Origin of the sequence: uncultured Nevskia sp. (assembly GCF_903885465.1) — a bacterium.
Classification (GTDB): domain Bacteria; phylum Pseudomonadota; class Gammaproteobacteria; order Nevskiales; family Nevskiaceae; genus Nevskia.
In genome coordinates this window covers 1-13,012 of sequence record NZ_CAISIQ010000457.1, presented here as the reverse complement: position 1 = coordinate 13,012, position 13,012 = coordinate 1, and the positions used below count along the sequence as shown (strand labels likewise).

The following is a 13,012-nucleotide window of genomic DNA, read 5'->3' as shown; positions in this document are numbered from 1 at the left end:
TGGCGAGCACCTTGCCGGCATCATAGATGCCGGCCTGCGCTGCACCGGAGATGGCGAAACCAAGCGTTGTGCACGCGAAGGCAATCGCCGCTTTCTTCCCGCATCCCCTGCTGTAACCGTTCATGCTGACTCCTTTGATATTTTGGATGTGACGATCGATGTAGCTACAAAGACAACCCTGGCGAATCGAAGCCAAAAAAAAGTCCACGGACAGGCTGCATTGCCTGTGCGTGGACTTCGGTGTCCTGGGAACCAGTCAGCATTGGCTGGTTCCTGATGTTCGATGTCATCTTTATTGATGACCTGAGTAACTAAGCAAGCCGTATGCCACAAAACAATGGAAACTTGTTAAAGCAGTAAATTTCGCGCCACTACTCCATTTCTTCTGACAAACGGTTCGGACTAGCGCCGCAATCAATCAGAAACAATCAAGGAACGACATTCGCCAGCAGCAAGGAGGCCTGTCCAACTGCCGGCAGGCCCAATTTCTGGCGAGTCAGCCAGCCAATGGGATCGACAGGATCGAATATCGAACCGTCGAGCATTCCATCCGCACCAAGACGGATCGATCGGCCATCGGCCGAGGGCATGACCGAACCATCGCGGCCATCGCCTTCCGTCTTGTAGTCACTGCGCGGGCAAGGCTCGCCAATGCTGGCGGCCACTTCGCGATACAGCTCGCAGCGATAGACCTCGGCGGCGATATCGCTGAAGTTCGGCGCCATCCAGCACTGGCGCCAGCGCAGCATCTGCAACATGAACCACACCGCATGGGAGCGCCATGGGAAAGTGGCCGCGCCACGATGGAACACGATGCCGCCGGTGCGCATTTCCAGTGCTGCTTTCAGTGCCGATGCCGGAGCATCGATCACGCCGTCGGCAATCATCTGTTCGGCGGCGACGATGCGATTCTCCGGTTGATCGAGCCAGCGTGCCGTCTCGATCAAGGCGGCCACCATCGCGCGATGCGTGTTCGGATGGGCGTATGCCCAGTCACGGGTCACGCCGAGCACCTTTTCGGGGCTGTTGTTCCAGATCTCGTGCTTGGTGGCCACGGTCATGCCGATGCCGCGCTGAACGGCCACTTCATTCCAGGGCTCGCCGACGCAATAACCATCGACCCGCCCGGCATCCAGTTCCTGAACCATCTGCGACGGCGGCACCACACAGAGCTGCACATCGTTGTCGGGATCGATGTTGGCGCTGACCAGCCACATGCGCAGTTCATAGTGGTGTGCCGAAAACGGGAACACATGGGCGAACACCAGGCGACGGTTGCCCTGGGCACGATCGGCCGCAATCAGCTGGGCCAGCGCGATCGCCGAGTTGCCGGCATCGACCGGACCTTCGACCAGTTCCGCGATTCGTTCATGCAACGCGCGCGACACGATGATCGCGTTGCCATTCAGGCTCAGGTTCATCGCCGTGACCATCGGCACCGCCACACCATCCAGACCGAGTGTTGCTGCAATCGGCATCGGCGCCAGCATCTGGCCGCCATCGAGCACGCCGGCCGCCACCTTGTCACGCAAGGCGGCCCAGGCGCGTTCGACACTCAACTCCACATCGAGCCCATGGCGCGCGAAGAAGCCGTGGGATTTGGCGATCACCAGTGGCGCGGCATCGGCCAGCGGCAACAGGCCCAGCCGCAACGAAGTCTTTTCAAGTGAACTGTGCACGAGACGCCCGTTGCCTTTCAAAGCACGTCTGAGGCCGCAAGCAGCAGCCTCGCGTAATCACCGATCCGCTGCTTGCGGTCCATGGCCATCTTGCGAAGCATCGCGTAGGCCTCGCCTTCATCGAGCTTGCGCCGCTTCATCAGCAATCCCTTTGCGCGTTCGATATCCCGCTGATCGGCAAGCCGGGCATTGGCTGCCGTCAACTCCTGGCTCAGGGCCTGGTGCACTTCGAAACGGGCAATCGCAACATCAAGCAGCGCGCTGAGCCGGGTCGGATGCAGACCGTCGACGACATAGGCGCTGACGCCGGCATGTACCGCGCGGTGTGCGGTTTCGGCATCGCTGCGTGCTGCGAACAAGACGATCGGCCGAGGCCGTTCGCGATGAATCTGGCCGAGCGATTCCAGCGTGTCGCGACTCGGGGCATCGACATCGATGAAGATCACATCGGGCTGGTGCACGGTGACGCCAGCAAGCAGATCGGCCTGAGTATCGAGCCGCACGACGATCACATGTCCTTCAGCCACCAAAGCCTGCTCGAGCATCAGTAAGCGCGAAGCATCGTCATCGACGAGCATCACCCGCAGACCGCGATGCGCCATCTTGCTGGATGGCGCCTTGTCGCTGTAGCTGCTGCTTCGCTGAGGTTTCGGCGATGCGGGTGGCTGTGATGCTTCCAATTTATAGACCTTCATGTCCTGAGGTATCCGAGCAGTCATCAATGCCAATCAGCCTGCTGCCGCCCTTGCGGGCAGCAGCATCCGAACGCTGCAACTGCTGGATACCTATCGGGTATCCAAGACTCCATTCCGCTGTTCCGGCTTATGGAGCAACCGCTACAACCGTGCCGAACATCGTCGGATGGATACCGCACTTGTAGGCGAACGTGCCGGCTGCCGGATAAGACTTGGTGTACGACTCACCCTGCTTGATCTTGATGTCCTCACCTTCGAAAGTGACCGTGTGGGTGACGCGATCATTGTTGGTCCAGGTGACGGTGCCACCAGCGACCACGTTGACCGTCTTCGGGCTGTACTCGTAGTCGATGATCGATACCGTTGCTTTGGCTGACGCCGCGGCGACCGGCGCTGCAGAAGCTGCGATTGCTGCTGCGGGTACCACATCGGCAGGCGCCGAATCGGCTCCGGGCGTTATCTCTGGTGGCGCACCCGGCTGCAGTGATTCGACCGCACCGGCTTCCGGATTGGAATCGGTCACCGTCAACTCGACGCGACGGTTCAGCGCGCGGCCTTCGTCGGTATCGTTGCTGGCGATCGCCACGATCTTGCCGTAGCCGACCGAGGTCATGCGATCGGCGCTGACACCCTTCGTCATCAGGTAAGTCCGAACCGATGCTGCACGCGCATCGGACAGCTTCTTGTTGTACTTCACCGTGCCCTTGGCATCGGTGTGGCCACCGATCTCGACCTTGATGTCCGGACGCCGGGTCAGCGCTTCCGAAACCTGATCGAGAAGCACCGTGGCATTGGGTGTCAGCACCGCTTTATCGAACTCGAAGTTGACGCCGCGGAGCACGATGTTGTCGCCCTTCTTGCAGCCATCCAGCGAGATCGGCTGGCCGGCTTCAGGCGGGGTGCACGGCGGCGGCGGTGGCGGCGGAGCCGGTGCTTCGACCGCAACCACTTCAACCGGCGGCGGCGGTGGTGGTGGCGCCGGCAGTGCCTGCTTCGGCGGATTGCTGCCGAACGGAATGCGCAGGCCGATGTTGACCTGTGGCTCGTGGTGCTCGAACTGCTGGTTGCGGATCAAGCCTTCGGCACGGATGCCGAAGTACTTGCCGACCATCAGGTCATAGCCGAGACCGTAGTGGTAGTAGGTCTTGCTGCTGCCGAGCACATCGCCATGGATGAACAGGCCGCTGCCGGCATCGGTACGAAACAGATAGATATTGGCGCCGAGGCCACCAGCGCCCTGGCTCATGCTGCTCTGCTGATCCTTGGAGCCGAAGCGGATGTAGCTGCCCAGCAGTTCGAGATCGAAATTGCGGCCCAGGTGCGCACCCAGCGCCACGGTGCCACCGATGCCGTCCTTGGTGCCGCGGCCGTCATCGGAAAACACGTAGGAACCCATGGGCGCGAAGTAGAACGGCAACACTTCATCGGCGGCGTGAACAACACTCGGGGCGATCATCGTGGTCGCGATCACAGCGGGTATCAGGCGACGGCAAAGGTGTTTCATAAGGCTCCAATGGACTCGATCTGTAGGGCAAAAAAAAAGTCCATGTGCTCCGATTGCTGCTCGGAGCACATGGACTTCGTTGTCTGTTGGATCAGGCGTCGTTGGCCGATCGAAACTGGTTTCTTCGAAACCTGAAGTTAAACGAGCAAACGCCGTGCCATGTTTCCACTTCGAATCGGCTCGGCTTCAGGTCGGCAGGAAATCGATTGGATAGTTCGGGTAGGTGAACAGCGGCACATCCTTGGCGCCGAAGTTCATCTGGCGGATGCGCGCCAGCAGCTTCTGCTCCAGCGCCGGGTTGGCGAAACTGCTGGAAACCAGCTCGCAGCGCGTCACCGAGCCGTTCGGCGCAATGCTCAAGGAGACCACGATGCGACCGGCGCCCATGCCCACCGTTTCGCGTGCGGCACGGCTGAAGATGGCATTGAGGCTGGACTTGCTGCGATCGAAACCGAGCTGGATGTCTTCCAGTCCGCGGCCACCGTGACCCGTTGCACCGAGACCGCTCGCGCCCGATCCGGCACCTGTGCCCTTGCCCACCGAGCCGGACTGCACTTGCCCGGTGCGGCGCGCACCAAGATCACCGGCCGTGCCCTGCCCTGCAACGCCGCGCGCGGCCGTGCCGCCAGCACCGCTACTGCTGGCAGCAGCAGTCAGGACCGGACTGCTGCCGTTGCTGGTCTTCGCACCGGTGATCAGCGCCTGCTGACTGTCGACGGCGACCAGGCTGCGATTATTGAGCGCCGCCAGTTGTTCGCGCATCTGCATCAGGCCCGCGGCCGCCGCCTGCTGACGGGCGTCCGGCTTCGGTGCAGCGGCAGCGCTCGCAGCCGGTGCGGCAGCGGCTTTCGGCAGAGGTTTCTGTGGCTCGGCCTTGGGTTCGATCTGCGCAGGCTTGATCACCGGCTCCGGCAACAGCTCGACCCGGCGTGGTGTCGGCTCCGGCATCTTCAGTTCCGGTGCTGGCAACTCGAAATGCAGCCAGGGCACGGCGATCGCGAACAGCAGCATCGGCAGGCCGAAGCGAAGCAGCACTTTTCGGAAGCGCCGATCGGCATCGCCGATCAAGCCATAGCGATCTTCGGCGAGCAGCAGGCCGGCATTGGTCATCGACAATCCGGACATGGCGCTCATGCGCCGTCACCCACCGGTTTCTCGACGACCGCCAGCGACACGTGCGCGTACTGCTCATCGGCGCAGGCGCTCATCACCTGCTTGAGCACGCGGAACGGCAGGCGCTTGTCGGCGATGATGCTGATCTCTTTCTTGGCGGGCTGGCCGGCGTCATGCAGCGCCGCACGCAGGGCGCGGATCGTCTCGACGCTGCCAACCAGACCTTCGCTGGTGCTGGCGACCAGCCGACCATCGATGCGGATCTCGTGCTCGCTGATCGCGATGCTGATGGTCGGCTGTGGCGCCAGCCGTGCTTCCGATTCCGCCAGCTTCAGTGCTGCCGGTACCGGCAGCACTTCCGGGTTCAGCGCGTTGACCAGCAGATAGAACACCAGGATCGCGAACACATCGATCAGCGACACGATGTTGAGCACCGCAGTGCCACCGCTACGCAGCGTGCGTTGAGCACGGCGCAGGCCGCGCTTCGAACTCATGGCGCCGAACCTGCGGCGTCACCGATGGCCATGCGCGGGAACAGCTCGCCCGGATAACCGGCACGCACAGCGGCGGGCGTTGCCGTGCGCATGGCATCGATCACCGCTACGACATCGGCGTACGCGACTTCCGGGCCGACCAGCAGATCGATCGCTTCCTGCTTCGGTGCACGGCGTTTCGCAGCGAGCAGGCGCTCCGGCAGCAGCGTCAACGCCTTGCCGTCGGCACCGCGAACGTAGCGCTGCGGCTGGCCATCGCCGATATCGACGAGCAGCGCCCCATCCAGCACGGTGATACTCGGCCGCGGTATTGGTTTGCTGACAGCCACGGCCTTGCCCGGCAGATCGAGCGCGAGCACGTTCAGGCGCGCAGCCGTGATCGACGCGGTGACCAGCAGGAAAAACACCAGCACTGCGAAGACGTCGATCATCGACACGATGTTCAGCTCGCCTTCGCGCCCCAGCCGCAGCTGGCGCTTGATGCGGCGTTCGCGGCGGGCGGTTCTTCGCTGCGCAGCGTCCGCATCTTCATCGTCGATCAACGCGGCGTTCATCAGGTGAATCGCTCAAGCTACTGCCGCAGCAAGCGGCGCTGGCCGGCCGCAGACGGCGCTGACGAAGCGCGAGCAGACCGATTCCAGGCTGTCGATCAGCTGCGTGGTGCGGCTCTGCATGTGGGCATGAATGAACAGCGAGGGGATCGCCACCATCAGGCCGAAGGCGGTGCAGTTCATCGCTTCCGAGACGCCGGACGACAGCAGATCCGCCTTCTGCGCCGGATCGGCAGTGCCGAGTGCGCTGAACGCGCCGATCAGACCCAGCACGGTGCCGAGCAGGCCGAGCAGGGTCGACATGTTCGAGAACGTGGCCAGGTAATGAGTGCGGCTTTCGATCGCCGGCATCACATCCATCAAGCCCTGTTCGGTGGCGATCTCCAGCTCGCTGCGCCGGGGATCGACTCTCGCTTGGGCCGAGGCAGTCGCCAGCACCTTGGCGATCGCCGCCGGCGATTGCTGCAGCAGGCTGTCGATCGCCGGCAGATCGCCGCGCTGCATCAGCGGCGCCAGCTCCGCGAGCAGCTTGCGGTTCTGGCGCTCGGTGCGCAGCAGGAAGATCAGCCGTTCGACCGACACGGCGACGACCATCAGCAGCACCAGCGCGATCGGATACATGAACGCGCCGCCCTGCTGGAAGAACTGGATGACGGTGGTGGTGATGGCCATGATCTCGACTCGAATGAATGGGTGCAGCGGTTCGGTAGCGGAACGTCAGTAACTGAGGGACTGGCGACGCATGCGCTCGTAGCTCTCGATGTTCTCCAGCGCCGCATTGCGGTTGCGGTCCTCGGCGATATCGGCCGGCGTCAGCGCCTGCGTGTAGCGCGAGGGGCTGCGCGCCGCCGGCCGCTGGTCTTCGTCCTTCCACGGCATCAGGTAAAGGCCGAGCGCTGCTTCGTCTTCACCGACAACAGTGGTGCCAGCCTTGGTCGCTGGTGCGGGAACTGGCGGCGCAGCGATGACGTTGACGGCGAAGCCGGCGAGCAGCAACAGATAGCGGCGCTTCATCGGGCTGCTCCACCGCCGGCATCGGCGACGACCGGGCCACGGCTTTCGAGATCACGCACCCAGGCGCTGACGATCAGATCCTTGTTGTCCGACAGCACCTGATAGCGGCGATACAGCGGCAGTGCGTCCTGTGGCCGGCGCATCGACACGTCGTAGAGGATCGCCAGATTGAGCACCGCGGCCGCGTAGTCCGGGCGCAGTTCGATGGCTTTCTGCCAGCGCTGCTCGGCGCGCTTGTAGTCGCCCGCTTCGCGGTACTGCGCACCGCACCAGTTCAAGGCCACGGTGTTCGAGGGATTGACGGCGATTGCCCGCTCGAAGCTTTTCAGCGCCTGATCGCGCTGCTTGGCGCGTGCCTGGATGATGCCGGCATCGGTCCAGACACCGGACAGATCCGGGTAGTCCTTGAGCAGGCTCTGCAGCGCTATCTGCGCGTCCTGCGGCCGCTGGTCCTGCATCAGCGCCAGCGCGTTCTGGAAGCGCAGCTCCGGCGCCGGACGGCCGGGCACCGCCGCCAAGGTCTTGGTCGACGATGCCGCGGGCGTGACCGGCGAAGGCTTGGTCGGCGGACTGCTGCGCCGAACCGGGGTGCTGCAGGCGCTGATCAGCAGCGCCGTGATCAGCACGGCACTAGTGCATCGATTCATAACGGTCCTCCAGGCGGACGTTCTTGCCGTAACGCGCAGGTGCCAGCTCGCTCAGCGCGACGCTGCTCTTGCGCACCCAGTCGTTCCAGACGCCCTGGCGCAGATGCGCGAGGTTGGCTTCGTAGGCCTTCATGGCCTTCTCGTCGAAACCATTGGCTTGTTCCTCGAGCATCAGGCTGTACTGCTCCAGCGCTTCACCGCTCAGTGACGCCGGCCGATCGGAATCGACGATCGCCCTGCCCAGTTCGCGATAGACAGTGGCCAGCTCATGGGTCGCAGCCGTGGTCACGTCGGCATAGCCGTAAGCGGCAGCACGATCGAGCAAGGCCACCGCGCTTTCGATAGCGGCACGGCGCTGCGCCAGGCTGGCCTGCAGCGGCAGGCTCAAGCGCAGCAGGCGCGCCTTGGCTGCACCGGCCTGGCCGAGTTCGAGATTGGCCTGCGCCGCGAGCAGGCGGGCTGGCGATGCTGCGTCGCCATTGCCGCTGCCATCGGCCTTGACGATCTCCTGCAGCCAATAGAGGTAGCGCGCCTGATCGCGGTTCGAGGTCCTGGCGATATCGGCGAGCTGATGGCGCGCTTGCTGGGCGCGATCGAGCGGCTGCGGCCAGCTGCTTGCGTACAGCTCGTAAGCCTTGCTTGCACCGGCGGCATCGGCGGCGCGGCGATAGCCTTCGGCCGACAGCCACTGGGCATCACGACGAGTGTCCACCGGCAGACTGTCACGCTGCGCGATCTGTCCGTAGACACCGGCGGCGCGGCCCGGCTTGTTGTCCTTGTCGTAGGCGCTGGCGAGTTTCTTCTCGGCATCGGCAACCAGGGCATGCGTCGGGTAACGGCTGCGGAAGCCTTCGAGCGCGGCTTCGGCATTGGCCCAGTCGTGCATCTCGAAGTAGGCCGACGCGGCATCGAAATCGGCAGACGGGCGAATCGTCGCATCCGGCACCACGCTGCCGACTCTCTGGAACGCCCGCGCCGCAGTCTTCAGATCGCCAGCCGTGCGTGCCACCACTGCCTGCTCGTAGACGCTGCGCGCCAGGCGCTCGCTCGCCAGTGCGCGCTGTGCGGCATCGCCGGGCAGCAGCTTGATCAGCTCGGCATAAGCGGTTTCGGCGGCGGCATAGTTCTGCTGACTGTAGCGAGCATCAGCGACCACGCCGAGCATCTCGCGACGCAGCTCCGGCGCGGCCGGCGGATTCGCGGCCAGCACCCGGGTGGCGACGCCGAACGCGGCTTCCGGATCGTTCAGGCTCAGCAGATCGCCAGCGGCGCGAGTCAGGGTCAGCGCCCATTGCGGATGGGCCGGGAACTGCTCGGCGAGCTTCAGGCTCGCGCGCACCGATTCCTTCAGCGACGCTGGACGAGCTTCCGCAGCGCCTGCAGTCGCCAGCCGCTGCCAGGCCTGCACGGCGGCGTAGGCGGTGGTCGGTGCTGTCGCCGGCAGCTTGCCGCCGCTGCGGTAGTCATAGGCCGCGCGCTCGTACTGGCGGGCAGCGGCTTCGTAGCTGCCGCCGTCGTAGAGCGCATCGGCCTGCAGCAGCGCCAGCTCGGCTGCGCCCGGGTCCTGCGGGAACAATTGCAGGCTGCGCGCATACCAGTCCGCTGCCTTGAGGAAATCGGCCTGACGGGCTGCGACTTCGCTTTCCGGCCGCGCCTGCGCCACGGCGTGATAGTGACGCCCGAGCGCCGCCAGATTGTCCTTCAGCGCCGCCATCACTTCAGGTGTCGGCGACGCGCCCTGCCAGTACGTGGCACCCGGCAGGTAATGCTCGACATAGCGAGCCTTGCCGGCAATCAGCAGCTCGTTGAAACCGCCCTGCTCCCAGGCCGCCATCGCGCGGGTTTCGAAACCGGGCGCCAGCGGATGACGCGGATGCCGTTCGACGAACGCCAGGCTGGCATCGGCGGCATCGGTGTAGCGCTGCTGGGCAAGCAGCTGATCGGCCAGCGATACATAGAGCAAGGTGGCGAAGCGCGGCTCCGCGCCTGCACGGTCAAAGCTGGCACCGAGGCTGCGGCCACCGCCGAGCGCGGCCAGCGACAGGCCGGTGACTCTCAGCACTTCGGTCGCCATGTCGAGCTTGCCCGGCTTGACCGCTGCGAGCGCGGCCTTCGGATCAGCCAGCTCGCCCGGCGGCAGTTCGCGATCGAGGATTGCGTAGAACACGGTCAGCGCTTCGTCGTGCTTGGCCTGCCGGAACAGCGTCCAGCCGTATTTGAACTGCGCGGGCTCGAAGTAGACGTTGCCAGGGCCTGCGGCCAGCACCTGCTTGTAGGCCGGCTCGGCCTCCGGAAAACGCTTGCGCTGGAACAGCAATTCGGCGGCGCGGAACAGGCCGTCCGGCTCGCGGAACGATGAGGGATAGCGGCTGCCGATCTGCAGCAGGCTGGCAATCGCCAGATCGACATTGCCGGTCGCCTGCTGCGCCCGCGCCAGCTGGTAGAGCACGCGATCGTTGAGTGGATAGTCTGGCTGCTCGGCGAGCAGGGTCTGGTATTGGCTGATCGCCTTCTTCAGCACCGGCAGATTGATCAGGCCATCGACATCGGCCAACTGCACTCTCAGATCGGCACCACGGCGCAATGCTTCGGCGCGAGTCGCGGGATCGGCCGGCAGGCTCAGCAGGCGATCGTACTGGGCCAGCGCGGCACCGACGTTCGGCGGCAGCTTCCGTTCGCCGTCCACTCGCAGGATGCTCGGCGTGCGGACCACGAAGCGGCCGTTGCGCTCCAGGCCGTTGGTTTCGGTGGTCGAGCCGACCGTCGACGGCTTGTCGTCGGTCAGCACTGCCGCTGTTGCCGGCTGGCAGAGGCCGAGCGTCAGCAGCACGGCGACATGAAAACGGGTGATGGTCATTTGCTGGCGACCTCGGCGGCGCGGTCATAGAGCTGCGCCAGGCCGAAACGCGCCTCGACCAGCGAATGCAGCGCCTGATCGCGGATCGTGGCGATGCGCGTCTGGGCCATGGCATCGAGCGCCTGACCGGTGCTGGTGATCGTCGCGGCGATGGCCGGCTGCAGGGCGTCGATGCCTGCGGCAATACCGGCAGCTTGCGGATCGCTGGATGCCAGCAGGCGCGTGCGCTGGGTGCTCAAGGCCGCCTGCACTTCATGGGCTTCGCGCAGCTGACGCAGCTGGGCATCAAACGCGGCCTGCTGCAGCAGCGGGATCAGATAGAACGACTCCATGTCCTTGGTCACCGGCAGCACCCACCAGCGCGGGTCCGGCAGGCGATCGGCCAGCGACCAGTGCCAGGCTTCGCTCGGCGCCTTGCCGACGATGCCGGTCGCCAATGATTGGCCTGCCAGTTCACTCTTGGCCTTGTCACAGCGCTGCACCAGGCCTTCGAGCTGGGCGATGACCCGGTTGTAGTAATCCTGCGCCTGCACTTCGGAACCGAGTTCGTTCATCACCCAGGCAATGGCGATCTGCGCTTCCTGCACGGCGGGATCGGTGGGATCGCGGCCGATCAGCTCGATCCACGGCACCAGCGCTGCGCGCATGGCGCCGCCGCGTTCCTTGTCCTTCATCGCACGCGGCTCGTGCAGAGGGCGGCGCGCGTAGGCCACCGGTGTCGCCTCGGCCTTGTCGGCTTCCGCTGCAGTGGCCGGCGCCAGCAAGGCCCAGCCCAGCCCGAGCATCGCGGCACTCGCCAGCGGGCCTGGTGCCCGCACGCGACGGAACACATCGGCGGCCCTGATGGCCTCGTGCTGCGCGAGCCAGGCATAGCCCAGCTCGGTGTTGACGTGATCGCAGAGCAGGGTCGGCCGCGTCGAACAGGGTTCGCCGGCGCCGAGGCGATCGACCGCAGCGAGATCGGCATTGCCGGCCAGCAGCGATTGATAAGCGGCGTACATGGCCGGCGCGCCGGGTGATGGTCCTTCCGGCACTTGGGTGTCGTTGGGCGTAGCGCCGGGTGCTTCGGCCTGCAACTGGCGCAGCAGGCGCTGTGATGGATAGTGACGGCCGGTGGTTTCGAGGAAAGCCACGGCACGCAGGCGCGGGTCGATCGGATCGCCGGCGCGGTAGCGGCTTTGCGCATCGGTCGGGGTCACGCTATCGGCGCTGCGCTGCCAGTTGATGAGCTTCAGGCTCGAGCCCTTGACCATGCCGCCCGGTGCCCAGCTCAGCTCCAGTTCGATCGGCACTGCGCCCTTGTCGATGCTCATGTCGACGGCAGCCCGGCGGCGCGCCTCGCTGGCATGAGCACCTACTTCAGCAACGGCGGCCTGGGCGCGAATGCGATGCGGGCCGGGGCTCAAGCGGGTAACGAGCAAGCCATGCAGGCCGCTGGCGCGCAGGGCTTCGGCTTCGCGCTGCGAGTACTGGTAATGCTGGATCGGATCACCATCGATCTGCAGCCAGACCTCGCGCAACCAGACGTCCTGAGCGCGGGCGCCGACATAGACATTCAGCATGTCGTTCTGGCTGTCGCTGCCGATGCGGCTGGCGGCCAGATCGAGTTCCAGCGCCTGGCTGCGCAGCGCATCGAAGTCGCCGGCTGCTGCATTGCCGGCGGCCATGAACAGACCCATGACCAGCAGCACAGCCGGCAACCATGAGCGGCGGCCTGCAGACAGAAATGGAGTGTCCGTGCGATCCATGTGGAGTGCCCGCATCGTTCGAGGCGCGGGCCTAGACGAGGTCATGCATCCACATCACGGTGACGGCAATCTGCGCCAACGCAGCCGCCACGATGGCAATCAATTCGAGAGTGTTGAGGGGGCGTAGCGAAACGTCGGACATGGTCGGCATCCAGGACAGTGGTTGAGGTTCGCTGGCAGTGATGCCAGCGGACATGGACCTCGCTGTCCGGAAAGATCGGGCTTCTTCGGCCGACCCATGAGCCTGTTGCAAGCGCTCGCCGGAAGATGAGCAATAAGTTTGCCAAGCCAATGGACAGCAGCGTTGTGCGGCCTCTCATCGACGCATTGCGCCCAGGATGCCGGCTACGCTCGCACCGGGATGGTCGGCGCGCTCGGCAACGGTGCAATGCACGCATCTGGCCCGGCTCATCCTCGTGATGGCGCACCACGAAGACGCGTGCGGCGTTCTCGAACGCCGCCATCCTGCGTACTGGACTCGCCACCGCACTGCATTTTCGCTGGCCGTGAAAATATCGTGAAAGCGCGCTCTAGCAAGCGTTTCAGCGCGATTCCGCCGTCGCCGACAACGATCGAGGGTCAGCCCTTGGCATGCTGATTGCTTTTACGGAATCGCAGCACAACAGCCTCGCGCATTCCGGAAGCCGCTTTCCGGAGCGGCCAAAGACGGTCGGATCGCGCGGAGCTGAACAACGGACAATGGGTAAAGG

At 64.7% G+C, this 13,012-nt stretch carries 12 protein-coding genes; all 12 read right to left on the bottom strand.

Annotated features, from left to right (window positions below):
* Positions 1-428: 428 nt before the first annotated feature.
* The 12 genes from QZY06_RS17825 to QZY06_RS17770 all read right to left on the bottom strand — a co-directional run bounded on the left by QZY06_RS17825 (position 429) and on the right by QZY06_RS17770 (position 12,498).
* On the bottom strand, positions 429-1,679 hold the full coding sequence (locus QZY06_RS17825) for a CmpA/NrtA family ABC transporter substrate-binding protein (RefSeq protein WP_295686541.1): 1,251 nt from the start codon (positions 1,677-1,679) through the stop codon (positions 429-431).
* Between the two features lie 17 nt (positions 1,680-1,696).
* Positions 1,697-2,374, bottom strand: coding sequence for an ANTAR domain-containing response regulator (locus QZY06_RS17820; RefSeq protein WP_295686539.1), 678 nt, complete (start codon positions 2,372-2,374; stop codon positions 1,697-1,699).
* 127 nt (positions 2,375-2,501) lie between these two features.
* Positions 2,502-3,830 (bottom strand): OmpA family protein, encoded by a 1,329-nt coding sequence (locus QZY06_RS17815; protein WP_295686535.1) that lies wholly within the window; start codon positions 3,828-3,830, stop codon positions 2,502-2,504.
* Between the two features lie 234 nt (positions 3,831-4,064).
* A complete protein-coding gene (locus tag QZY06_RS17810) occupies positions 4,065-5,012 on the bottom strand; it encodes a hypothetical protein (protein WP_295686532.1) in 948 nt (315 codons plus the stop codon).
* The gene (locus QZY06_RS17805; protein WP_295686531.1) at positions 5,009-5,485 is read right to left on the bottom strand and encodes a biopolymer transporter ExbD; all 477 of its coding nucleotides are present in this window, start codon (positions 5,483-5,485) and stop codon (positions 5,009-5,011) included. The genes QZY06_RS17810 and QZY06_RS17805 overlap by 4 nt, the downstream gene beginning before the upstream one ends.
* Positions 5,482-6,039, bottom strand: a complete 558-nt coding sequence (locus QZY06_RS17800; protein WP_295686528.1) for a biopolymer transporter ExbD — start codon at positions 6,037-6,039, stop codon at positions 5,482-5,484. Before QZY06_RS17800 ends, QZY06_RS17805 begins: the two co-directional genes overlap by 4 nt.
* 12 nt (positions 6,040-6,051) lie before the next feature.
* A complete protein-coding gene (locus QZY06_RS17795) occupies positions 6,052-6,708 on the bottom strand; it encodes a MotA/TolQ/ExbB proton channel family protein (RefSeq protein ID WP_295686526.1) in 657 nt (218 codons plus the stop codon).
* Between the two features lie 45 nt (positions 6,709-6,753).
* Positions 6,754-7,050, bottom strand: a complete 297-nt coding sequence (locus QZY06_RS17790) for a hypothetical protein (RefSeq protein WP_295686524.1) — start codon at positions 7,048-7,050, stop codon at positions 6,754-6,756.
* Complete coding sequence (locus QZY06_RS17785) at positions 7,047-7,697, bottom strand: tetratricopeptide repeat protein (RefSeq protein WP_295686522.1); 651 nt, start codon at positions 7,695-7,697, stop codon at positions 7,047-7,049. Before QZY06_RS17785 ends, QZY06_RS17790 begins: the two co-directional genes overlap by 4 nt.
* On the bottom strand, positions 7,681-10,554 hold the full coding sequence (locus tag QZY06_RS17780) for a tetratricopeptide repeat protein (RefSeq protein ID WP_295686520.1): 2,874 nt from the start codon (positions 10,552-10,554) through the stop codon (positions 7,681-7,683). Before QZY06_RS17780 ends, QZY06_RS17785 begins: the two co-directional genes overlap by 17 nt.
* The gene (locus QZY06_RS17775) at positions 10,551-12,302 is read right to left on the bottom strand and encodes a hypothetical protein (protein WP_295686518.1); all 1,752 of its coding nucleotides are present in this window, start codon (positions 12,300-12,302) and stop codon (positions 10,551-10,553) included. The genes QZY06_RS17780 and QZY06_RS17775 overlap by 4 nt, the downstream gene beginning before the upstream one ends.
* Before the next feature lie 31 nt (positions 12,303-12,333).
* Complete coding sequence (locus QZY06_RS17770) at positions 12,334-12,498, bottom strand: hypothetical protein (RefSeq protein ID WP_295686515.1); 165 nt, start codon at positions 12,496-12,498, stop codon at positions 12,334-12,336.
* Positions 12,499-13,012: the final 514 nt, after the last annotated feature.

What these genes read in the sequence shown, in the direction of transcription:
- QZY06_RS17820 (WP_295686539.1), bottom strand. Translation starts at nt 2,374, where the DNA reads ATGAAGGTCTATAAATTGGAAGCATCACAGCCACCCGCATCGCCGAAA.
- QZY06_RS17815 (WP_295686535.1), bottom strand. Translation starts at nt 3,830, where the DNA reads ATGATCGCCCCGAGTGTTGTTCACGCCGCCGATGAAGTGTTGCCGTTC.
- QZY06_RS17810 (WP_295686532.1), bottom strand. Translation starts at nt 5,012, where the DNA reads ATGAGCGCCATGTCCGGATTGTCGATGACCAATGCCGGCCTGCTGCTC.
- QZY06_RS17805 (WP_295686531.1), bottom strand. Translation starts at nt 5,485, where the DNA reads ATGAGTTCGAAGCGCGGCCTGCGCCGTGCTCAACGCACGCTGCGTAGC.
- QZY06_RS17800 (WP_295686528.1), bottom strand. Translation starts at nt 6,039, where the DNA reads ATGAACGCCGCGTTGATCGACGATGAAGATGCGGACGCTGCGCAGCGA.
- QZY06_RS17795 (WP_295686526.1), bottom strand. Translation starts at nt 6,708, where the DNA reads ATGGCCATCACCACCACCGTCATCCAGTTCTTCCAGCAGGGCGGCGCG.
- QZY06_RS17790 (WP_295686524.1), bottom strand. Translation starts at nt 7,050, where the DNA reads ATGAAGCGCCGCTATCTGTTGCTGCTCGCCGGCTTCGCCGTCAACGTC.
- QZY06_RS17785 (WP_295686522.1), bottom strand. Translation starts at nt 7,697, where the DNA reads ATGAATCGATGCACTAGTGCCGTGCTGATCACGGCGCTGCTGATCAGC.
- QZY06_RS17780 (WP_295686520.1), bottom strand. Translation starts at nt 10,554, where the DNA reads ATGACCATCACCCGTTTTCATGTCGCCGTGCTGCTGACGCTCGGCCTC.
- QZY06_RS17775 (WP_295686518.1), bottom strand. Translation starts at nt 12,302, where the DNA reads ATGGATCGCACGGACACTCCATTTCTGTCTGCAGGCCGCCGCTCATGG.
- QZY06_RS17770 (WP_295686515.1), bottom strand. Translation starts at nt 12,498, where the DNA reads ATGTCCGCTGGCATCACTGCCAGCGAACCTCAACCACTGTCCTGGATG.